Source organism: Leptospira kanakyensis, from assembly GCF_004769235.1.
GTDB classification, from domain to species: domain Bacteria; phylum Spirochaetota; class Leptospiria; order Leptospirales; family Leptospiraceae; genus Leptospira_A; species Leptospira_A kanakyensis.
In genome coordinates this window covers 145,807-166,704 of sequence record NZ_RQFG01000005.1, presented here as the reverse complement: position 1 = coordinate 166,704, position 20,898 = coordinate 145,807, and the positions used below count along the sequence as shown (strand labels likewise).

Here is a 20,898-nt window from a genome sequence, read left to right as displayed (position 1 = left end):
TATAGAAACCGATAAGAACGCGAAAAAAATATTGACTTAACTTCTCAAATGTTAAGTAGTGTAAACAAGCGTTTAGTATATTATTGGTATTATTTTTTAGTTTTATGTCGTCTAACATGATGACGGGGAGGAAAAACCTATGATCGTTCGATCCATCCAACAACCCGCTTACAACCGCCACAAGGACCAAGGCCTCACGGGGCAAGGTCCTAAAAAGGGATTTTCCCAGAACCAAACTGGGAAGACCTTTGAAGAGTATTTACTGGAAGCCTTCCAAGGGGAAGTGGTTCAAAAAGGAGAGTGGGTGTCCCCAAGTCTCTCTGATCTTGGCCAAAGGAACCTGAAGAGGATGTAGACCAAAATACTGGCTTCTGGTTCTAGAACGGGAAGCCACAGGCCGACAATCAAAGTATGGAGAAAATATCCATACTTTGGGCTCTGGTTCGGCGTGACTATGCACTGCAATATGCAGGATCCTTTTTAGGCATCTCCTGGATGTTTTTGCAGAACTTAGTGCTCATCAGTATGTACGCACTGGTTTTTCTAGTGCTCAATTTAAAAACTCCCTCCACACAAGAAGACTTCACTGCCTATCTTTTGACTGGACTTCTCTATTGGATTCCCATCCAAGAACTTTTGGTGCGAGGCACCGGAATCCTTACGGACAACCGAACTTTGTTAAAACGTTCCAGTCTTGGGATTGATTTATTTTTATGGATACCGTTTGTCCAATTCCTCATCCATAGCCTTGTCACATCCATCCCTGTTTTTTTATATTTAGCTTATTCAGGGAAGTTAAATCTCTCTGGGGTTGTTCTTGGGTATTTGGTTCTTATTTTGTCCGGATTGTATTTGATGTTACTCCTACATTATCTTTCACGGTTGAATATTTTATTAAAAGATATATCACCTTTGATTCGTTTGGTGAGCCAATTAATTTTTTGGGGAATCCCTGTTTTATATTATCCCTCCGGATATTTAAAAGAGTGGAACGGACTAAATCCATTTACCATACCTTTGGATGTTTTTCGGACTTCTGTCATTGCTGGTTTCACACCTCAGTTTGATTGGATTCAAATTTTACCATTTTTGTTTTCCTTTTTCCTGGTTTATTTACTTGCTAAACGTAAATTCCAATCAGTGATTTTGGATCATCTTTAAATTCCATGGCTTCTGTTGTTTTAGAAAATCTTTCTAAGGATTACCATGGATTTTCAAAACCTTGGAAAAGGATCTTAACAGGCCTAAGTTTTGGTTACTTTGGAATCGATTCTAAATTCACCGCATTACAAAGTCTAAATTTAAAAGTAGGTTCTGGCGAAATTTTAGGAATCATTGGTAGAAACGGTGCCGGCAAATCAACACTCCTGAAACTGATTACTGGAGTGATCAGAAAAGATAAAGGAAGTCTCTTTGTTAATGGATCGGTGCGGGCCCTTTTAGAACTCAGTGTTGGTTTTAATCCTGAACTTTCTGGCGAAGAAAATGTCTATTACAATGGACTGGTATGGGGATACAAACCATCGGAAATCCGAGAACTAACAGACTCAATTTTTGAATTTGCCGAGTTACATGAGTTTCGTCACACTCCTTTAAAAAACTATAGTTCGGGAATGGCAATGCGACTTGGCTTTAGTCTTGCCACTGCGAAACGACCTGAAATCTTAATTGTAGATGAAGCTTTGGCTGTTGGCGATGCAAGTTTCCAACAAAAATGCCTAAAACGAATCAAAGAATTTTCCAATCTTGGATCCTGTATTTTGGTTGTGAGTCATGATCTTGGCCTTATCTCCTATTTTTGCACAAGGGTCATTCTTTTGAACAAAGGAAATCTTTTGTTTGATGGGAATCCCAAAGAAGCTATCGAAGAATATATGCACGTGTTAGCTGGTAGTGCCGAACCTTCTTCCTTAGTTGGATCCGATTCCATTAAAGACATTCATATTTTTCTCAAAAATCCAAAAGGTTTAGAGACTCGTCATCATTTCCTCGGAGATACGGCGATACTCCGAATCGAATTCCAAACAACCAAACAGGTCACAGAAGGAACCATCGGTTTTCACATTGATAGTGAAAAAGGGATTCGGATTTTCGGAACCAACTCCCACCACCTTGGAAAATCTAACCTCGTTCTAAATGAGGGAGAACGTTCTGTGGTGGAATTCCAATTCCCCGTCCAGTTTGCTGAAGGGAAATACAGTTTGGGAGTTTCCATCCACAAAGGGGAATCCCACCTGGAAGGGAGTTATTTTTGGGGGGAATCCGTTTTGGATTTTGAAGTAGAACGGGGGAAAATCCAAAAATTTGTCGGCCTCTGTCATTTACCTACGGAATTTCTCATACAATCCGAACCTAAATCTGACTAGAAAAACAGTTTCCTTCAAAGCAAAAATCTAAATTCTGGAAATCCTATGAAAGTATGTGTGGTCGGAACCGGATATGTAGGCCTTGTTGCAGGGACTTGTTTTGCTGAATATGGAAATGAAGTCATTTGTATTGATAAAGATGAAAAAAAAATAAGCGATCTCAAACAAGGGATCATTCCTATCTATGAACCAGGACTTTCTGAACTTGTAGAAAGAAATCACAAAGAGGGAAGGCTCAAATTTACGACTTCCTTAAAAGAAGGTGTCGAAACTTCTGAATTTGTTTTTATCGCAGTGGGCACTCCGACCTCAGATAATGGCTCTGCTGATTTAAGATTTGTTTTTGCCGTCGCAGAAGAAGTTGGTAAAACGATGAACGGATATAAAATCATCGTCGATAAATCAACTGTTCCCGTTGGAACTGCTGATCAAGTAAAGGCCATTGTTGCAAAAAACACAAAACACCCGTTTGATGTTGTCTCTAATCCAGAGTTTTTGAAAGAAGGTGCGGCAATTGAAGATTTTATGCGACCAGAACGAGTAGTCATTGGTGCTGAATCAGAAATTGCAGCTAAAAAAATGAGCGAGTTGTATTCTCCATTTGTTTTAAATGGAAACCCGATCATCACGATGAGCATACGTTCTGCGGAACTAACGAAATATGCATGTAATGCCTTCCTCGCGACAAAAATTTCATTCGTAAATGAAATCGCAAATTTATGCGACGCAGTCGGTGCTAATTACGATGATGTTAGAAAGGGAATGGGAACCGACTCAAGAATTGGTCGCCAGTTTTTATACGCGGGGATTGGATATGGTGGGTCTTGTTTTCCAAAAGATGTAAGAGCACTCCTACGCACAGCAGAAGAAGTAAAAGCTCCAATGCATATCATTCAATCTGTTGAAGATGTAAACGAAAAACAAAAAACACGTTTGACTGACAAAATTTTTGAACACTTCAAATCCACAGATATGAAAGGAAAAACTTTTGGAATCTGGGGTCTGTCTTTCAAACCAGGAACAGATGATATGCGAGAAGCTCCATCAATTCCACTTATTTATGAATTACATAAAAATGGTGCTAAAATTCAAGTTTTTGATCCGGCTTCTATGGAAACTTCAAAGTATTATTTTGATGGAAAGGTGGAATACAAAAAGGACGCGTATTCTGCTCTACAAGGTGCCGATGCTATGTTACTTTTAACAGAGTGGCGAGAATTTAGGGAACCTGATTTTAACAAAATCAAAAGCCTTCTGAAAAGCCCTTTAGTTTTTGATGGAAGAAATCAATACAAACCAACTCTAATGAATGAGTTAGGTTTTACTTATTATTCTATCGGAAACAGATAATATTTTAATCCCAACCAGGTCACCAAACGTATATTTGGTTGGGATTAAAACCCTCTCTCAATTTCAGACAAAGCTTCGTTACACATCGCTTTATCCGAGTCAATTGTTAATTTTGGTTTAATTTCTAACAATACTGATTTTGCTAGTTTTGATTCACCTACATCTTTAAGAGTCAGTCCGTAATATAATTTAGCGGTTGTTTTACGGCTAGATGAAGGGTAAAGCTCTAAAAATTCTTTCCATGATTTTACGGCAGATTCTTTGGATCCGTGGATGGATTTTACTAAGTTTAAATTGAAATGTGCGTTTTCTTTAAGGACAGGTAAAGTTTTTGATTTTTGAACGGCTTCTGTAAATTGAAGTTCTGCCTTTTCAAATTCTTTGTTTTGGAAATACAATAAACCCAATCGGAAATGGATGTCTGGACTATTTACATTCCGTCTAAGTTCTGTTTTGAGGTAAGATTCGATATTTGGTTCTTGGAGCAGTCTTTTGGAGATACCTAAAATGTCTTCTTTGGTCGCGAGTCCCGAAATTTTTGTAACATAGTTTCCATCCCCATCAAGAAATAGAATCGTAGGATATCCTTCGATATTGTATTTTTTTCGCAAGTTGGGGAATTCTTCACCATCTAACCTAACTCTAACGAAGTTATCTAAAACCCGACTCAATTCTGGATCGGGAAAAATTTCTTTTTCTAGGACTAAACAGTAAGTGCACCAATCAGCATATACATCTACGATGATGAATTTTTTGTCCTGTTTTGCCGTTTCGAAACCTTTTTGGATAGAACCGCCCCAGGGAGATTCGGAAAATAAGGAAGTTGTGAAAAGAAGGAAAAAAACAGGAAGAATCTTACGAACCATCACTCAAATCTTAAAGTTTTTCCTTTGTTTTGAATAGTCAATTTTCGCTTTTTCGAAATGGATTGGCTGTTTTCTATGGTCGATAGAAGGTCAAATTATGGAATTTTTACTGAAATTGGAAGAGTTACTCCGCAAACGTAAGGAAGAATTGCCTGAAAAGTCTTATACTGCAGAACTCTTTCGTGACGGAGTTGACCGCATCCTTAAAAAAATTGGCGAAGAAGCAGGTGAGGTCATCATTGCTGCCAAAAATCCCAATGAAAAAGAACTGATCCACGAAATTGCGGATCTGGTATTCCACTTGGAAGTTCTAATGGTGGAAAAAGGGCTTAGCCTTTCTACCATCGCTAAAGAATTGGAAAAACGCCACAGTTGATCTAATGGTTTCCCATCGGAAACTTAAATGAAGATACTTCTTTATCTGTTTTACCCTCTGAGTTTGTTTTACCAGTTTTTATTCTGGTGGCAACAAAGAGAAACTTCCTCTTTTCAGTTACCAAATGTTCTAGTCATTAGTGTGGGAAATCTAACAGTAGGGGGTACTGGCAAAACTCCTTTTGTTCAATATCTGGTTCGGTTTTTCAGAAAAGTTTATCCTGGTTATGCGGTTACAATTTTATCTCGCGGTTATAAAGCGGAAAAAAGTAAGGATGGAGCAATTCTTGCCGATGGTCTGTCGCCGAATTTATTTGGAGATGAACCTAGCCAACATAAAGAAATGTTTCCTGACGTACAGGTGATCATCGGTAGAAACAGAAAAAAATCATTTCTTTCATACAATCAAATCCATTCGAAAAAACATATTGTGATTTTAGATGATGGATTCCAACACAAAGCACTATGCCGAGATTTTGATTTTGTTTTGTTAGATGCAAATTCCCCTTTTGGAAATGGATTTACCATTCCTTTGGGTTTTTTAAGAGAACCCATCCGTAATCTCAAAAGAGCCAATGCAATTCTTTTTACTAAGATAAATTCTAAAAACAAAAATGGATTGGAAAAGTATTATTCGAATCTAAAAAAAATAGATCCTTTTTTACCTATTTTTTCTTCTCAATTTGAGTCTTCTGTAGTAGAAGTTTTGATTCATAATGAATTGGCTCAAAAAACTTTTCTCCCCAAGCCAAATTCTAAATACTTTTTAGTAACAGGTGTTGGTAATCCAAAACATGTTTTCGAAACAGCAAAAACTACTTTGTTATCAGAATCCATTCGAACAAAATTTTTTCCTGACCATTTCGAGTTTAATGAAGCAGCATTATCCTCCTTATCTGAGGAAATTTTAATGGATGAGATTCTAGTGACTACTGAAAAAGATTGGATCAAAATGAGAGCCAATGTTGGTTTTTTAAGAGGACTTGAGAGAAAAAAAACTACCGTGTTACTTCTTTTGATCCAAGTATCTGTTTTGGAAGATGAAAAATTAAAGTCTATGTTAACTGGTCTCGTTTCCACATACGAAACAAAAAACGATCTGGCTGTAAATACTTAAAAATTCTTTCTGATACAATATCCGGTTCTTTGAATATAGAAGACACTAAAATCTCCGCAGCATATAGAGAGTGGGTGAGTCCTCTCGAACCAAGTCCGTTGAGTATTCCAACTTGTTCAAAGTAGGGGATTTTTATTTCTTTCCCATCTTTTTTCAGTCGATTTTGATATTTGATGGAAAGGTCGATTTTGGAAATATCTGGCAATTTCCCAACAATGGGTCCACGATCTTGTGATTGAGTTCTGTAACTGACTCTGGTCGGAAACAAACGGACGTTAGGTAAATTCCAACCAGAAACGAGTGTTGGTAATTTCTGAATCAAACCTTCCCACATAGATTCCGATTCTTCGAGTCTTGTTTCTTCTTCAAGTTTGAACTCGTCATACGTGGCGCCTAAAACTTGATACCCTTGGAGGGGCGCTGTGAGGTAATCACCATATAAAATACCGTGTGTATTTGTTGGATTTTGTTCAGGAATTTGTAAGATTTGTCCTCGAACTTTCTTTAATGGCAACCACTTCGATTTTGGATCATCTTCAAATTGGTATCCCTGGCTTAAAAAAAGATAATCACATGGGAGTTGTCCATCTGTCGTTTGGCAAAGGATTTCACCATTTTCTAACTCATTCCAACTAACTAACTTGCAATTGTATTTGGTTTTTGGGTTTGTAATGTTCAGAATTTGTTTAGTAAGATCTTTGGGAGATAAAGATTTTCCTTCTGGAAAGAAAATGGCTCTTATCCCAGAGATCGGTTCGTCGTTTTCCGATGCTATATGACTTAAGATTTGATGTGAACGTAATGCATGTGAATAACGATCAAAAGACTCTTCTTTGTCTATGAGGAAATAAATTCCATCTTTATGTGGAACCAGAGTTCCTAATTTTAAGTTTTTCCAAATAGATAAAAAATATATAAAAGCCTGTAGGGAAAATTCAGATTCAGCTGTTTTATGTTTTGTGAGAAAAGGATAAACAACTCCAATTGGGTTTCCGCTTGCATGTTCTGCAGGCCCAGAATCAGAATCAATCAAGATGGTTTGAATGCCCCTTTTTTTTAAGGCGAGGCAAATACTTGCACCAGCAATGCCTGCCCCTACGACGATAGCCGTTTTCTTGTGTTGATTCATTTGGATATCACTCTAAAAAACCAGAAACCATTTCTCGTTTACGTCCATATCCTTTTTTCTTTTCGACAACAAACCCTAGTTCTATGAGGTTTCTTCGCAAAAAACCTGCTGATGAAAAGGTAGCAAAACTAGTTCCTGAGATGGACTTGTCTCTTAATATACTTAAAATTTCAGGTGACCACATATCAGGATTTTTACTTGGCGAAAATCCATCTAAATACCAGGAGTTGATAGTGGGAAAACTTGGCAGGCAAATTTGGATGTCTCCGAAATATACGTTTAGAGTGAATTGGCTTTTATTTGTTTTGTGATCCCAAATATAAGTCCAGAGGTTTTTGTTTTTATCTTTTTCCCAAGTATCTTTTGCAATTTCGTACGAAGTGATCAGCTCTTCATACCACAATGTTTTGTCCGGATAACTTTTGTTTAGTGTCGGTAGGGTTTCTGCGTTTAGAGGATAACCTTCTAGGCTGACGAAAGTAATTGATTTAGGATTTTCTAAAGATTTCCAATTGTCTAAGGTAACAAATAAATTGAGACCAGAACCAAACCCGAGTTCTCCGATCCGATAAATCGATTGGGTGCCGTCTTTGATTTTTGTTCCAACTTCATTGCCATTGAAAAAAACATAAAGAGACTCTTCCCATCCACCTTCTTTCGAAAAATACACGTCATCAAATAACTTTGAAATAGGAACTCCCTCTTTAAATTCGATTGTATTCTTCGGTTGGTTGGAAGGAAAACTAGACATACTGTAAAACTATTTCCTATTCTTTCGGACTTGCTTACCCTGGAAACACAATCTTGAATTCCAGCAGTTGTAAAAAGTAAGTCACTTACCTTTTGCACTGGTATACTTTAGAAATTCACTTTCAAAAGTATGCTGATTGCCAAGTTTATTTAATTTCCAAATTTCTCCTTCCTTCTCCGAACTCACTGTCCCTCAATTAGTTACTTGCGTCCGACCAAACAACCCCAGAAGGAACCTTCGATCTTTCTTTACCAGTCACAAGGAAGTAAGCTCAACCTCGATGAATCACCTCTGTAACGAAACTTTGCGACAGCAAAAGGAAATTACATTTCCAAAGAAAGCCACCCACCATCGATAGCGACTTACCAAAGATACCGCCTTTCCAACGACACTGGCTTACCAAACTCACCCCCTCGCCTTCGAAACCAACTTTCCAAAGAAAGCCCCTCACCTTCGTAACCCGCTTACCAAAGTAACTCACTCACCTTTCCAATCTCCCATACCATCTCGATTTTCTTCGTGCATTCCCACCAATCAGTCTTGAAATTATTATGTCACATAAAAAAGACTTTCCAAATTGAGGGTACTCTTCATATTTTTCCCAGGTTCGGGGGATATTCTATGGATTTTGTGAAAATCCGGGGCAAAGACTTACAAGACTGCATCATGCAGATGAAGATGAAATACGGTCCAGAAGCCCATCTCTATGACCAACGAGTGATCACGGAAGGTGGCCTCTTTGGGACGGGTCTTATGGCCCAAAGAATGTATGAAATCGATGTTGGTGTCCCTGAAAAACAAAACTCCAAAGAGAGAATTGAACGTAAGTTAAAGGATCTCAAAGAACTCATCAAACAAAAACAAAGAACGGATTCACTTCCTGAGTCGAGCCTTGTGGGAATTGGATCTAACAATCTGGCTGCTATTGGAGGAGGGAACCCTCTCCTTCGTAAAAAAAATATCGATGCCGTGCGTCCTTTTTCCGAGCGTCGTCGTAGACAAAACCCCCCTGTTTACGAAATCGAATCTTTGGAAGAAAGAGCTGTTGGTTTGTCCATTTCGGAAGCGAAGGACTCTCCGATGGAGATTGCACCCCAAACAAAACCGCAAAGTCCCGAAAGACACCCTCATATTCAAAAAATCATAGATCGTTTGTTAAACGAAGGAATGTCTTCTGGATTTTTAGAAGAAATGGCCGTGGCACTCGAGCGCAGGTTGTCTGCCGTGGATCTCACTCGTTACGCCAATGTTACTGACAAAGCTGTTACTTATTTAGAAGAAAGAATTCAAATTGATTCAGACCTTTTTAGCGGAACTCCAAGGGGAAAACGGAAAATCATTTTCTTTGTGGGGCCTACTGGGGCTGGAAAAACCACATCCATTGCCAAACTTGCTGCAAAGTACAGTTTGCACATGGGTAAAAAAGTTTCCCTTTATACAACGGACAACTACCGCATTGCGGCCATCGACCAACTTAAGTTTTATGCGGATGCAATGGGTTTGCCATTTTATGCAGCCAAAGATTTGCGTAAATGGAAGGAAACCATTCTCCGCGATGGGTCCGAACTCATCCTCGTGGATACGGCAGGTTACTCTCATAGAAAGTCTGAAAACCTGGAAAAACTTCAGGAATTCTACCAAGTTTTTGGGGAAAAGGATTATATCGAAACGGTCTTAGTGCTTTCCTCCACTGTTTCCAAAGACAATGCAATGGCCGTTGCAAACGCGTATGAGTCGGTCGGTTATAAAAGAATTTTATTAACTAAGCTAGATGAAGCAGAATTTTTAGGTTCTGTAGTGGAATTGGCCGATACTATTCACAGGGAATTCGCATTTTTAAGTGTGGGGCAGGATGTTCCTTTTGATATCCTAAATGCCTCGAAAAAACTTCTTGCCGAATGTGTAATTTTTCCTGAAAAATTGAAAGGGATAGCGGGCGAGGTCTTCGAAAAGACCGTGTAACCAAGTTCGTTATCCTTTAGGCCGTAGGGGTAACGATGGACCAAGCTGCAAATCTTAGAAAGCTCACTGAAACTGGTACTGGTTTAAAACTTGTTCAACCCCAGGATGCAGTCAAAAAAACCAAAATCATCGCGGTAGCTTCCGGTAAGGGCGGTGTTGGAAAAAGTACTGTCTCCGTAAACCTTGCCATCTCCATTGCAAAGACGGGACTCAAAGTTTTAATCTTTGATGGTGACTTGGGGCTTGCCAACGTCAATGTTCTTCTTGGGATCATTCCGAAATACAATTTATACCATGTGGTGAAAGGCCACAAAACTTTGAAAGACATCGTCATCTCCACGCCAGAAGGTGTGGACATCATTGCTGGTGCATCTGGATACTCTCAGCTTGCTAACTTAAACGAAACACAAAGAAACAATCTCATCAAAGGATTTGCAGAACTCGATCGTTATGATGTAATGATCATCGATACCGGTGCTGGAATCTCTGCCAATGTCATTGGTCTTGTGATGCCTGCGGATGAAGTGGTTGTGGTCACAACACCAGAACCTACTTCCATTACCGATTCTTATGGCCTAATCAAATCCATTGTTTCTCAATCCAAAGACAAAAACCTCAAAATCATCGTCAACCGTGTGCGTTCTGCCATCGAAGGGAAAAAAGTTGCCGACCGGGTCATCGACATCTCCGGTCAATTTTTAGAAGTCCAAGTGGAAAACTTAGGATTTATTTTCCAAGATGAAGAAGTAGAAAAGTCAATTCGCGAACAAAAACCATTCATCATTGGGGCTCCTCGTTCAAAGGCAGCAGCTTGTCTGACTCGAGTCACTCACACCCTCTTACAAACCGAAGGTGGTTATGATGATGAAGAAGGTCTTACTGGTTTTTTCAAAAAATTCTTTAGCTTCGTAGACTTCAAAGAGAAGGAAATGGAAGAGAAGATGGAGGAAGACAACTAAGTGCTGATCGGATTTGTACTGGGATTTGCAGTCCTTGGAGCCATTATCAGTTCTGTATGTGGTTTTCTTGTTGGAAACCGACTTGGTTATATCTTCTTTGTCTCACTCATTTCTACTTTTGCTTTCGGTGGTTTGGGCTTTGGAGTCTTCTCTGTCTTACAAAAGAAAGTTCCTGAATTTTTAGAGTTCCTCAGTGTATTTTCCATTGGTGGATTTGGGGGCGAAAGCCATTCCGATGACTTTGACCATGAATCTGGTGGAATGGATTCGGCTCGGTCGGAATCGATGGGTTCTGATGACTTTGGTGTCCAACAGGTGGGTGATGCAGCTATGGATGCAAAACTTGCTATGGCTAAGTCAGGAAAATTTGGAGATCACATCATCGTGGATAAAATTGCGATCAAAAACGAGCCAAAACTCATGGCGGAGGCGATTCGCACCATGATGGCTAAGGATGATCCCCAAGAGAGCTGAAAAATTGCGGTTTTTAGAGGACATAAGAAAAAATCCTCTTGTAATTTCCTCTTCTTTACGATTTTTTCTATAAAGTAAGAGATTCCGTACTTCGGTTCCCTATGTCAAGATTGCTAGACAAATACAATCAGTTTGATGAGACAGATCTTTGGAAAAAATACCGCGTCACAAAGGATGCGGAGATCCGAAGTTACCTTGTTGAAAAATATTCACCTCTCGTCAAACACGTGGCTGGGCGGATTGCGATTGGTATGCCACAAAATGTCGAATTTGAAGACCTCGTCAGTTATGGCGTCTTTGGTCTGTTAGATGCCATTGAAAAATTCGATCCTTCTCGCGAAATTAAATTCAAAACTTATGCGATGACTCGTATCCGTGGGTCTATCTTTGACGAACTTAGAAGTGTGGATTGGATTCCGCGTTCCATCCGTCAAAAAGCAAAACAACTAGAAAACATCATTGCCATGCTTGAGAACAAAGAAGGCAAAAAAGTAGATGATGAAGAGATCGCAAAAGAACTCGGCGTCTCTATGGAAGAATACAATTCACTCCTAGCAAAACTTTCTGGAACCTCTCTTGTTTCTTTGAATGATATTTGGTTTCTCGGTGATGAGAACGATGAAGTTTCTTTTATGGAAACTCTCGAATCTCCGATGAATATGAATCCTGACAATATCATCGAAAAAGAAGAAATCAAAAATGTAATCGTAGAAGCCATCCAGTCGTTACCGGAAAAAGAAAAAAAGGTAATCGTACTTTATTATTATGAAGACCTCACTCTAAAAGAAATTGGTGAAGTTTTGGAAGTTACGGAATCAAGAATTTCCCAACTCCATACAAAAGCAGTCGCAAGACTCCGCAGCAAACTCTCTAAAGTAAAATCCGCGATCCAAAAAAGGTAATTAGAAATGTCTCTCTCTGAATTTCTTACAGAGGAACTGAAAGAGTTCGACCGTAAGGAAAAAGAACAAGTGGAGGTCATTGCCGATACTATCGAAGAGTGTCTGGCAATTGCTTCTGGGCACTTAGGCCGCAAAGTTCATGAAATCGATTATACTGTTTTAAAAAGAGGGAAGAAATCTTTATTCTTTTCGGAACCTTATCATATTCGCGCCTCCATCATTCCTGATGATTTGTTATTAGATGAATTGAGCCTTCTTGATGAACATCTAACAGGTGGTAGTGGGAAATTAGTATCTAAAGACTTAAAAGAACTAGTCACTCCCAAAAATAAAGATGGTCGAGTTTCTGTTAAAATTTACAGAACAGGTGTGTTTTTAACAGTTCATCCTCCTTCTGGGGAAGGAATGGAAATGTCCATGGCGGACGTTTCCAAAAAACTTTCCTTTCGTGGTGTGGCGGGGATTGACCAAAACCTCTTAAACAAAATCATCAAAGAAAAAAAAGGGGAACCCGTTCTTATCTCCAACCAAAAACCAAAAGCAGGAAATGATTCTAGTTGCAACGTAGAAATTGCACAAGAGAACATGCGCGCCTTTGTGACTGTATTTCCAGCAAGACCTGGTGGGCGTGATTTAGAAGTTTCCGACATTGTGGCCGCACTGAAAGGTATGGGTGTGGCCCATGGTCTCAAAGAAGATGAAATTCGTAAGAGTTTGGATGAAGACATTATCAACAAACCTTTCATTGGTGCGGAAGGTGATTTCCCTGTGAACGGGAAAAATGCAGAAATCAAATACTATGTCCGCACGGAAAAGAAAATCAACTTCAAAGAAGACCAATCAGGTCGAGTGGATTACAAAGATTTAGATATGATTGAAAACGTTGTCGTGGGACAACTGTTAGCTGAAAAACTTCCTGCAGAAAAAGGAAAGTTTGGGCGTAACTTGTTTGGAATGGTTTTACCTGCTAAAGATGGTTTGGATACAGAACTCAAACAAGGAAAAGGAACCATTCTTTCGGAAGACAAAATGCGTCTTACCGCCGAGGTCAACGGACAGGTGTTATATGCAGCCGGTAGACTTTCTGTAGAAACCGTTTACCGAATCAATGGTGACGTAGGTGTTCGTACGGGTAATGTTACCTTCCTTGGTTCCATCATCATAACAGGAAACGTAGAAGATAATTATTCTGTGAAAGCTGCCGGTAACATTGAAATTTATGGAACGGTTCAGAAAGCCATTGTCGAAGCAGATGGTGATATCATTGTCCGCCAAGGGGTAACGGGAAGGGAAGAGGCACGTGTAGAATCCACAGGTGGAAACATTGTCGCCAAGTTCATTCAGAATGCCACTTGTATCACTGAAAAAGACATCATTGTCCAAGAAGGTATTTTACATTCTCATTTGATGGCTGGGGGAAAAATTTCCTGTAAAGGAAAACGAGGCCAGATTGTGGGCGGAACCATCCAAGCCGCACAACTGATCTCTGCCAAAATCATCGGCTCCCAAGCCAACCCGCAAACCGATCTCATTGTGGGAAACAACCCAAAGATCCTTAAACAGATTCAGGAATACGAAGAGAAACGAAAAGAAAACCAGGACAAACTAGACCAACTGACTAAAACGATGCGCACCCTAAAAGCAAGGAAAGAGGCGGATCCTGCCAGCTTTACCGCCGAACAAGATGCCCATTTGCAGAAATTGGAAGCAGGAACCAAAAAACTCGAAAAACGAATCGCCGAGGCCGGTAAGGACATCCAAACCCTAACGGAATATATGGACGAACAGGCTGCCAATGGCCGTATTTCGGTCGAGAAGACCATTTTCCCGGGTGTTACCATCCGCATCCGCAATGCTGAGTTCAAACTCCGCCACGAGACCAAAGCTAAGACTTTCTACGAAGAAGAGGCCCAAATCCGCAGTGCACCTTACGAAGATCCAGACGAAGCGAAAAATGACTGGAGAAAAAAGAGAGGGCGTGGTAAGTCTAAGAATTAAGAGGGTTCCCGATGATTCTAAACGAAAACTTCGCGAGTATCGCCCACCACTACGATTTTGCACGTAGGGCCCAGGCAGAGAATCCTTTTACCCACCAAAACCAGGTGGTGGAATTGCAAAAGGTTGTGATCCAAACCCAAAACCGAGCCCAAACGGTTCCTGAAACAAAATCAGGTAACCATAGTTCGGCGGCGAAACCGAAACAAGACAAAGAAAATTCGGTTTATGCTTATACCAAAGAAGGAGTCGTTTATGACTCTCCTAGTTTGGTTCGGGGATCTCGTTTTGATTTAAAAGCTTAAAGTTCTCACTCCGGAATGTTGTTGGAAATGTTCTGTAGGAGAGCGACATGGAACTCTTTTCTCTCGTTTTAATCAATCTACTATTTTGTGGGATGATGTATGTTTTCATCTCTGCGAAAGTTCAAAAAGCAGTCGGGGAATATTACGATAAAAAACTAAACCGAGCCATTGATATGGCCACAGCGGAAACGATCAGAGAACTCGATGCAACCGTCGCAGTCATAGAGTCAAAGATGGTGGCACTTCGTTCGATGATGGAAAAAGGGGAGGTGTTAGTAAAAGAATTCAAACATTACCAATCCTCTGGTCTTTCCATGAAATCAGAGTTAGTTCCTGATTTAACTTCAGAAGAAGAACCGGCTCTTGATATCAAAGAACAAAGAACCGGAATCGGTAAAATTTACCAAGCAAACCAAATCCCCGTTCCAAGTGATGAAGTAGAAACAACCGAAGGGGCTGTGAACCAAGCCTTTGGGAAACTAGGCAAAGCGGTGAAAGGAATTTTTGGAATGGAACCGATGAGTTCCCCTTCGGCAGAGGCATTGGACAATTTAGAAGTTCCCACTTTTCAACCTAAGATGAATTATACGGTTGGTGGAAATCCATTTGCGGAAGAAAAACCATCTGATTTGATTCGTAACGAAATCATAGATGGCCTCAAAAAAAGAGAATTTTTAAACGAAGTATCAAAAGCAAATGATCCAGCCTTTGCTTCCTACCAAAAAATGAGTTTGGATAAAGTGGATCTTTCGATTGAATCGGCATTGGAAGAATTACCCGTTTCGGCAACAAAGATTGATAAAGTGGTTCATCTGATCAAAAAGGGATACAAACATGATGAAATTTCAGAAGCCATGAATATTGGCATTCATGAAATTCATTTAATTGAAACGATTCGACTTGATCGATCTAGAAGAATCTAAAATTATGTTTCCATGTCTTCGTTTCCGGTACTCAATGTTGGATTTTCTAATGTAGTATTTGTATCGAAAATCCTTACCATCCTGCAAGCAGACTCTGCTGGTGCCAAAAGACTTCGTTCTGAGGCAAAATCTGCAAGTCGATTGATTGATGCCACTAGTGGACGTAAAACAAGATCAGTTCTTGTTTTAGATTCAGGTCATATCCTTCTCTCAGCCATCCGCCCTGAAAGTTTATCCAAACGATTGGAAACAGGCGACAACCACATCGGTGAGGGTGAGGAGGAATCAGAAGATTGAAAGTAAATCCTAATTTATATATTATTTCTTCTGTAGCGGGTGGTGGTAAATCTACCATCATCGCTGCACTGCTTGCCGAATACCCTGAGTTTTATTTTTCCATTTCTTGTACCACGCGCGAGCCAAGACCAGGAGATAAGGACGGAAAAACCTATCATTTCCTTTCGGTTCCAGAGTTCCAAAAACGAATTGCCGCTGGTGAGTTTTATGAATGGGCAGAAGTCCATGGAAACTATTATGGAACTCCCAAAGCTCCCATCTTGGATGCCATTCGTGACCATCGAGTGGCGCTTCTCGATTTGGATGTCCAAGGGGCGAAATCTGTAAAAAAACTGCGGCCAGAGTCCGTAACGATTTTTATTGAACCACCGAGTCGGGAAATTTGGATCGAAAGACTAATCCGTCGAGGTACAGATTCTAAAACCAGTATCGAAAGACGGATTGAAAATGGAATTCGGGAACTCGACGAGGCACCAAGCTTTGATTATGTGGTTGTGAATGATCGGTTGGAAGACGCCATCCAAGCAGTGAAATCTATTTTGTTTGGAACCAATAAATAAATTCTAAAACTAAGGTTCGTCATTGTCCTCATCAATGCTTTTGCCATAGTTTGGAACATTTTTGGCTCCCGCATCCAACCACTTGTTGGAAATCACAGACCTTCTTTCTGCAGGAAATAAAGTGAGTAGGTATGTGGTAATGGTTTGCCTTCCCTCTTCTTCTGCATCTCTATCCATTTGTTCAAAAACTTCAATGATATCGTAGTCTGGCCAATTGATTAACATATCTCTTGCGGACTCTGGTGGCATATTGGCAACTTTGTTTGCGAGGACTTTTACTTTTTCAGCGCGGGCATTGTCTTTTTTTAATTTATCCGCCATCTCTTTTTCTTTTCTTTGGATTCCTTCTCTTAATTCCTCCAAACGTTCTTTGTCTGCATGTAAAGAAGATGATTTTTCTTCTAACTCCCGTTTCATTTGTTCTAATTCTTCACGGTCAGCAATCAGTCTTTCTTTTGCTTTTTCCATTTCCAACTTTTCAAGTTCTGTTGGAGAAAGAAGGTCTTGGTTTACGAGTCCTGCCTGTTTTTTTAAAAATGGTAAGTAATCTTCTGCATTGATGACTTGGAAGTAATCAAATACAAAAAAACCGATGGCGATTAGGAAAAAAATGAGTACGATTAAAAAGAAGGATCTTGTGCTATCGGTTACACTTGCCATTATGATTTGCCTTGTCCTAGATAATATTTTTCATAAAAATCACGAAGAGATTTGAAGTCAGAAGTGAGTTCATCACCACCATCCTCACGGTTCAGAATTTTGAAAGTTCTTGGAATTTTCTTAGATTTTGAAGGTCCATAACTTTCTGTCGAATCGAATAATGATTGTTTGCTTAGTTGAAGATTAAATTCTTCTACTTCTCTTCGTTCTGCTCGATTTCGTTTTTTCTTCCATTCAGCAAATCTTTTGTCTTTTAAAACTTCGATTACTTTTTTGTTCATACGAGCAACCATTACATCTTTACGAACCAAATTCACTTCTTCGTTTTGTCTTGCAATCCGTTCGTCAAGTTCCTCATTGCGTCGCATAAGACCTTGGATGTATTGTTCGATCGAAAGATAATCGGAAAGACTTGTCCCCACTTTTGAGGAAGAGAGGATGGTTTCGTAGGACGATTCAATTTCTCGTTCATTGGTATCTTTTTCACCAATGAGGGAATTCAGTTTGGAGACAACTAGGGAAAGTCTGCGGATTTCTTCTTCTTCTCGCCAACCTCTCAATTTGAGAACTGTCTCTAAACTAAAACGAAATCGTTTCACAGCTGTCTATTTCTTCGGTTCTAAATAATTTTTGTACTCTTTTTTACTCGTATTTTTAAAAAAATGAGTAAAACTTGCAATATTGTCCAATAAACACTTACATCTGATTGGTTTTGCAATTATTCTTTTTTGCCTTTCGGCATCATCCGTAATCGCCACACCACCTGCCGAAATTGTGCGTAAAAGCCAGGGAAATCCAGTCCACTTGGAGGGAGAATGGGAGTTCTATCCCCATACCTTCCTATCTGAAATGGCAGAACTTCCAGAAACCAAACTCCAAGTTTTGGTTCCCGGAATTTGGAATTCGGAATTTGGTACAGGGAATGGATTTGGAACCTACCGTTTGGTTTTGGAACGGCCAGAGGGAACAAGTCTGGATACAGTGTACGGAATCAAACTTGTGGATTTGGCTACGGCATCTCGCGTCTATTGGAATGGAAAACTCCTTGGTTCTTCGGGTGTGGTTTCCAAAATCCCTGAAGAATCTATACCTTCCTATGAATTTCAATTTTACCCACTTCCCTGGAAGGAAGGACCTAACGAGCTATTGGTGGAAATGTCCAATTTTCATCATGACAAAGGAGGGATGTGGGAGCCGCCTTATGTAGGTGAATGGAACAAACTCCTCGAAGAAAATGAAAAAGACTTAGCCTCGTCCCTATTTTTGACCGGCGCAGTATTTATTATCGCTTTGTATCACTTTGGACTATTTTACTTTAGGCGTTCGGATAAAGGGAATTTATTGTTTGGGTTTGCCGCTCTGATTCTATCTCTTCGGACTTTGTTCACCGGTGAAAGGTTTGGATTTAATGAGGTCGCCCCTTATCTCGGTTGGAATCTTTGCCTTCGGATTGAATTTCTAACCTTTTATTTATCTCCTTACCTTTTCTTTGCTTTTTTTCGTGAATTTTATCCTAACTTTTATCCTCGTTGGATGCATAGAATTCTACTTGTTCCCACACTTGTTTTTGTCAGTTTCATTCTAGTTTTACCTACACCCATTTATACAAAGTTAAACGGATACTTTCACATCGTTTTACTTTCTGGTATCTTTTTGATATTTCAAGGTGTGTTCCGAGCTGTTTTTGCTAGAAAAGAAAGTAGTTTGTTATTTGCGATTGGGATCATCTCGGTAGCCATTGCAGCTTTTGTTGATTTACTGAACGCATACCAGCTTGTTTATACTGTCGAAGCCATCCCCATTGGAATTTTTGTATTTATTTTAGTTCAGTCTCTAACTTTGTCTAGGCGGTTTAGTAAGGCCTTTTCGGATGTGGAGTCTCTCTCGAAAAGGTTACTGGCATTAGACAAACTAAAAGATGAATTTTTAGCAAATACTTCTCACGAACTCAAAACTCCTCTCAATGGAATTATCGGTATCGCCGAATCAATGTTTGATGGAATTGGCGGTAAACTCAGCCAAGAACAAAGGCAAAATTTGGGGATGATTGTGAGTTCAGGGAAACGTTTGTCCTCTCTTGTGGATGATATTTTGGATTTTTCCAAAATGAAAAATCGAGATTTGGATTTGGATCTTAAAGCCATCGATCTCCATCAAATTTGTGATTTGGTATTAGTGATTTCAAGGCCACTCTATGTGACCAAAAATCTAACGGTTCGGAATCATGTTCCCATGGATTTTCCTCCCATTTTAGGAGATGAAGCAAGGCTCCAACAAATTTTATTCAATCTCATTGGGAATGCGATTAAGTTTACGGAGAAAGGTCGGATTGATGTTTCTGCGGAAATTATGGAAAGAATGTTGATCCTTTCTATCAAAGACACGGGGATTGGAATTCCCAAAGAAAAGTTTGGTGATATTTTTAGGTCTTTCGAACAAGTAGACGCATCCACCACACGTAAGTTTGGTGGAACGGGGCTTGGCCTTGCTATCTCTAAACGTTTGGTGGAATTACATGGCGGAACGATCTGGGTGGAATCTACCGAAGGAGAAGGATCTATCTTTCGATTCACTTTGCCACTTGCTCGTGAAGGGGAAATCCCCATGGAAAAACCATCCATCAAAAAAACAGATTTATGGTTTGGTGGAGAATCTCCCGAATTTGAACCTATTGAAGAAACAAACGAAGAATACGATGGAGAAAAAATCAAAGTCCTGGTTGTAGATGATGAACCGATCAACCGCCAAGTTTTAAAAAACCATTTAACTCTGATTGGTTGTGATGTATATGAGGCTTCAAATGGTGGGGATGCCATCCGTATGGTTCGCGATGACGGCCCATTCGAACTTATGTTACTTGATATCATGATGCCTGGGATGAGTGGTTATGATGTTTGTACAGTTTTACGTGAGTCTTATTCTTTATACCAACTGCCGATTTTGTTTTTGACCGCAAAAAATCAAATCACGGATATCATTGCTTCACTAGAAGCTGGTGGAAACGATTACTTAGCAAAACCTTTCGACAAACGTGAGCTAATTTCTAGGGCTAAAAATTTAATCACTTTAAAGAAGGCAGTGGAAGAACAAAACAAATTCATTGCATTTCAGAATGAGTTGGGTCTTGCTCGGAAACTCCAAAGTTCCATCCTTCCTGAAGAAGCCCCAAATATTTTCGGTGTTAAATCAGAGTTTTATTACGAACCCATGGACAGTGTGGGTGGGGATTTTTTTGACTTCCATGCCATTTCAGAAACAGAACTTGGTGTGATGATCGCAGACGTTTCCGGTCATGGGATTCCGGCGGCCCTCATTTCTGCCATGTTAAAGATTGCATTTTCTACACAAGTTAGGTTGTCCCGAGAACCAGCCCAACTCATGACCCAAATCAATTCCACCTTACTTGGAAAAATGAAAGGTGCTTTTGTGACTGCATCTTATATTTATATTAATCTCGAAACCAAAGAAATGATCCATGCACGCTGCGGCCATCCACCTCTCATCATCAATCGAGTGGGAGAGACCAAACCTATACTCAGTTTGCCACAAGGAAAATTAATTGGTTGGATTCCGGAGTTAGACATTCAGGAAGATTTGATTTCTCTTCGTTCGGGAGATCGGATTGTATTGTATACAGATGGGATCACAGAAGCTACCAATGCTGAGAAAGAAATGATTGGCCAAGAAAACTGGGAGTCGATCGTACAAAGGTATAGCGGGTATCCGATTTCAGAATCCAAACGCTTGTTACTCGAAAGAATCAAAGAATTTACGGGAAACAGATCTCCCGACGACGATGTGACCTTGGTTGTTTTAGAGATTGAATGATTTTTCTAACGGATCCGTCTATTTGGGAAGGTTTTGAAATCTGAGAGATTTGTAAAAAAAAAAGATAAAATTAAATAGA

General features: G+C 39.7%; 21 protein-coding genes. 16 read left to right on the top strand and 5 right to left on the bottom strand.

Features of this window, described 5'->3' with window-relative positions; all coding sequences use genetic code 11:
• Positions 1-139: 139 nt before the first annotated feature.
• From EHQ16_RS01385 to EHQ16_RS01370, 4 genes are read left to right on the top strand one after another with little or no spacing between them, the layout of a single operon-like run.
• Positions 140-355, top strand: coding sequence for an LIC12298 family protein (locus EHQ16_RS01385; RefSeq protein WP_135637046.1), 216 nt, complete (start codon positions 140-142; stop codon positions 353-355).
• Positions 356-411: 56 nt separating this feature from the next.
• Positions 412-1,161 (top strand): ABC transporter permease, encoded by a 750-nt coding sequence (locus EHQ16_RS01380; RefSeq protein ID WP_135637048.1) that lies wholly within the window; start codon positions 412-414, stop codon positions 1,159-1,161.
• Between the two features lie 5 nt (positions 1,162-1,166).
• Positions 1,167-2,366: an ABC transporter ATP-binding protein gene (locus EHQ16_RS01375; RefSeq protein WP_135637050.1), complete on the top strand. Its 1,200-nt coding sequence runs from the start codon at positions 1,167-1,169 to the stop codon at positions 2,364-2,366.
• A 45-nt stretch (positions 2,367-2,411) separates the two neighbouring features.
• The gene (locus EHQ16_RS01370; protein WP_135637052.1) at positions 2,412-3,716 is read left to right on the top strand and encodes a UDP-glucose dehydrogenase family protein; all 1,305 of its coding nucleotides are present in this window, start codon (positions 2,412-2,414) and stop codon (positions 3,714-3,716) included.
• Positions 3,717-3,760: 44 nt separating this feature from the next.
• On the opposite strand, the gene EHQ16_RS01365 is transcribed toward EHQ16_RS01370, so the two are convergent.
• The gene (locus EHQ16_RS01365) at positions 3,761-4,582 is read right to left on the bottom strand and encodes a tetratricopeptide repeat protein (RefSeq protein ID WP_135637055.1); all 822 of its coding nucleotides are present in this window, start codon (positions 4,580-4,582) and stop codon (positions 3,761-3,763) included.
• Positions 4,583-4,679: 97 nt separating this feature from the next.
• Between EHQ16_RS01365 and hisE the strand changes: the two genes are divergently transcribed.
• Together hisE and lpxK are read left to right on the top strand one after the other, a co-directional pair.
• Positions 4,680-4,958 (top strand): phosphoribosyl-ATP diphosphatase, encoded by a 279-nt coding sequence (gene hisE, locus EHQ16_RS01360; RefSeq protein WP_135637057.1) that lies wholly within the window; start codon positions 4,680-4,682, stop codon positions 4,956-4,958.
• A gap of 27 nt (positions 4,959-4,985) precedes the next feature.
• Positions 4,986-6,074, top strand: a complete 1,089-nt coding sequence (gene lpxK / locus EHQ16_RS01355) for a tetraacyldisaccharide 4'-kinase (RefSeq protein WP_135637059.1) — start codon at positions 4,986-4,988, stop codon at positions 6,072-6,074.
• Here lpxK and mnmC1 read toward each other — a convergent pair.
• Both mnmC1 and mnmC2 read right to left on the bottom strand, forming a co-directional pair.
• A complete protein-coding gene (mnmC1, locus tag EHQ16_RS01350; protein ID WP_135637061.1) occupies positions 6,013-7,203 on the bottom strand; it encodes an FAD-dependent 5-carboxymethylaminomethyl-2-thiouridine(34) oxidoreductase MnmC1 in 1,191 nt (396 codons plus the stop codon). The genes lpxK and mnmC1 overlap by 62 nt on opposite strands.
• A 7-nt stretch (positions 7,204-7,210) precedes the next feature.
• A complete protein-coding gene (gene mnmC2 / locus EHQ16_RS01345; RefSeq protein WP_135637063.1) occupies positions 7,211-7,954 on the bottom strand; it encodes a tRNA (5-methylaminomethyl-2-thiouridine)(34)-methyltransferase MnmC2 in 744 nt (247 codons plus the stop codon).
• Positions 7,955-8,575: 621 nt separating this feature from the next.
• Between mnmC2 and EHQ16_RS01340 the strand changes: the two genes are divergently transcribed.
• The 9 genes from EHQ16_RS01340 to EHQ16_RS01300 all read left to right on the top strand — a co-directional run bounded on the left by EHQ16_RS01340 (position 8,576) and on the right by EHQ16_RS01300 (position 16,331).
• Positions 8,576-9,916, top strand: coding sequence for an AAA family ATPase (locus EHQ16_RS01340; protein WP_135637065.1), 1,341 nt, complete (start codon positions 8,576-8,578; stop codon positions 9,914-9,916).
• 35 nt (positions 9,917-9,951) lie between these two features.
• The gene (locus EHQ16_RS01335; protein ID WP_135600110.1) at positions 9,952-10,875 is read left to right on the top strand and encodes a MinD/ParA family protein; all 924 of its coding nucleotides are present in this window, start codon (positions 9,952-9,954) and stop codon (positions 10,873-10,875) included.
• Positions 10,876-11,349 carry a hypothetical protein gene (locus EHQ16_RS01330; protein WP_135637067.1) on the top strand — a complete coding sequence of 158 codons (474 nt, stop codon included), beginning with the start codon at positions 10,876-10,878 and terminating at the stop codon, positions 11,347-11,349.
• A 101-nt stretch (positions 11,350-11,450) separates the two neighbouring features.
• Positions 11,451-12,251 (top strand): RNA polymerase sigma factor WhiG, encoded by an 801-nt coding sequence (whiG, locus tag EHQ16_RS01325; RefSeq protein ID WP_004785020.1) that lies wholly within the window; start codon positions 11,451-11,453, stop codon positions 12,249-12,251.
• Positions 12,252-12,257: 6 nt separating this feature from the next.
• Entirely contained in the window at positions 12,258-14,249 is a 1,992-nt protein-coding gene (locus tag EHQ16_RS01320) for a FapA family protein (protein WP_135637069.1), read from the top strand.
• A gap of 11 nt (positions 14,250-14,260) precedes the next feature.
• A complete protein-coding gene (locus tag EHQ16_RS01315; RefSeq protein WP_135637071.1) occupies positions 14,261-14,551 on the top strand; it encodes a hypothetical protein in 291 nt (96 codons plus the stop codon).
• A 47-nt stretch (positions 14,552-14,598) separates the two neighbouring features.
• Complete coding sequence (locus EHQ16_RS01310) at positions 14,599-15,474, top strand: hypothetical protein (RefSeq protein WP_135637073.1); 876 nt, start codon at positions 14,599-14,601, stop codon at positions 15,472-15,474.
• Between the two features lie 12 nt (positions 15,475-15,486).
• A complete protein-coding gene (locus EHQ16_RS01305; RefSeq protein WP_135586983.1) occupies positions 15,487-15,771 on the top strand; it encodes a DUF370 domain-containing protein in 285 nt (94 codons plus the stop codon).
• On the top strand, positions 15,768-16,331 hold the full coding sequence (locus tag EHQ16_RS01300; protein WP_135637075.1) for a guanylate kinase: 564 nt from the start codon (positions 15,768-15,770) through the stop codon (positions 16,329-16,331). Before EHQ16_RS01305 ends, EHQ16_RS01300 begins: the two co-directional genes overlap by 4 nt.
• A 9-nt stretch (positions 16,332-16,340) precedes the next feature.
• Here EHQ16_RS01300 and EHQ16_RS01295 read toward each other — a convergent pair whose 3' ends face one another.
• The gene (locus tag EHQ16_RS01295; RefSeq protein WP_100791410.1) at positions 16,341-16,991 is read right to left on the bottom strand and encodes a periplasmic-type flagellar collar protein FlbB; all 651 of its coding nucleotides are present in this window, start codon (positions 16,989-16,991) and stop codon (positions 16,341-16,343) included.
• Positions 16,991-17,590, bottom strand: a complete 600-nt coding sequence (gene fliJ, locus EHQ16_RS01290) for a flagellar export protein FliJ (RefSeq protein WP_135637077.1) — start codon at positions 17,588-17,590, stop codon at positions 16,991-16,993. The genes EHQ16_RS01295 and fliJ overlap by 1 nt, the downstream gene beginning before the upstream one ends.
• Before the next feature lie 82 nt (positions 17,591-17,672).
• Between fliJ and EHQ16_RS01285 the strand changes: the two genes are divergently transcribed.
• Positions 17,673-20,819 carry a SpoIIE family protein phosphatase gene (locus tag EHQ16_RS01285; RefSeq protein ID WP_135637079.1) on the top strand — a complete coding sequence of 1,049 codons (3,147 nt, stop codon included), beginning with the start codon at positions 17,673-17,675 and terminating at the stop codon, positions 20,817-20,819.
• The last annotated feature ends 79 nt before the right edge of the window (positions 20,820-20,898 follow it).

Bases quoted from the DNA above. Each gene is read 5' to 3' on its own strand.
- EHQ16_RS01385 (WP_135637046.1), top strand. From the start codon at position 140: ATGATCGTTCGATCCATCCAACAACCCGCTTACAACCGCCACAAGGAC.
- EHQ16_RS01380 (WP_135637048.1), top strand. From the start codon at position 412: ATGGAGAAAATATCCATACTTTGGGCTCTGGTTCGGCGTGACTATGCA.
- EHQ16_RS01375 (WP_135637050.1), top strand. From the start codon at position 1,167: ATGGCTTCTGTTGTTTTAGAAAATCTTTCTAAGGATTACCATGGATTT.
- EHQ16_RS01370 (WP_135637052.1), top strand. From the start codon at position 2,412: ATGAAAGTATGTGTGGTCGGAACCGGATATGTAGGCCTTGTTGCAGGG.
- EHQ16_RS01365 (WP_135637055.1), bottom strand. From the start codon at position 4,582: ATGGTTCGTAAGATTCTTCCTGTTTTTTTCCTTCTTTTCACAACTTCC.
- hisE (WP_135637057.1), top strand. From the start codon at position 4,680: ATGGAATTTTTACTGAAATTGGAAGAGTTACTCCGCAAACGTAAGGAA.
- lpxK (WP_135637059.1), top strand. From the start codon at position 4,986: ATGAAGATACTTCTTTATCTGTTTTACCCTCTGAGTTTGTTTTACCAG.
- mnmC1 (WP_135637061.1), bottom strand. From the start codon at position 7,203: ATGAATCAACACAAGAAAACGGCTATCGTCGTAGGGGCAGGCATTGCT.
- mnmC2 (WP_135637063.1), bottom strand. From the start codon at position 7,954: ATGTCTAGTTTTCCTTCCAACCAACCGAAGAATACAATCGAATTTAAA.
- EHQ16_RS01340 (WP_135637065.1), top strand. From the start codon at position 8,576: ATGGATTTTGTGAAAATCCGGGGCAAAGACTTACAAGACTGCATCATG.
- EHQ16_RS01335 (WP_135600110.1), top strand. From the start codon at position 9,952: ATGGACCAAGCTGCAAATCTTAGAAAGCTCACTGAAACTGGTACTGGT.
- whiG (WP_004785020.1), top strand. From the start codon at position 11,451: ATGTCAAGATTGCTAGACAAATACAATCAGTTTGATGAGACAGATCTT.
- EHQ16_RS01320 (WP_135637069.1), top strand. From the start codon at position 12,258: ATGTCTCTCTCTGAATTTCTTACAGAGGAACTGAAAGAGTTCGACCGT.
- EHQ16_RS01315 (WP_135637071.1), top strand. From the start codon at position 14,261: ATGATTCTAAACGAAAACTTCGCGAGTATCGCCCACCACTACGATTTT.
- EHQ16_RS01310 (WP_135637073.1), top strand. From the start codon at position 14,599: ATGGAACTCTTTTCTCTCGTTTTAATCAATCTACTATTTTGTGGGATG.
- EHQ16_RS01305 (WP_135586983.1), top strand. From the start codon at position 15,487: ATGTCTTCGTTTCCGGTACTCAATGTTGGATTTTCTAATGTAGTATTT.
- EHQ16_RS01295 (WP_100791410.1), bottom strand. From the start codon at position 16,991: ATGGCAAGTGTAACCGATAGCACAAGATCCTTCTTTTTAATCGTACTC.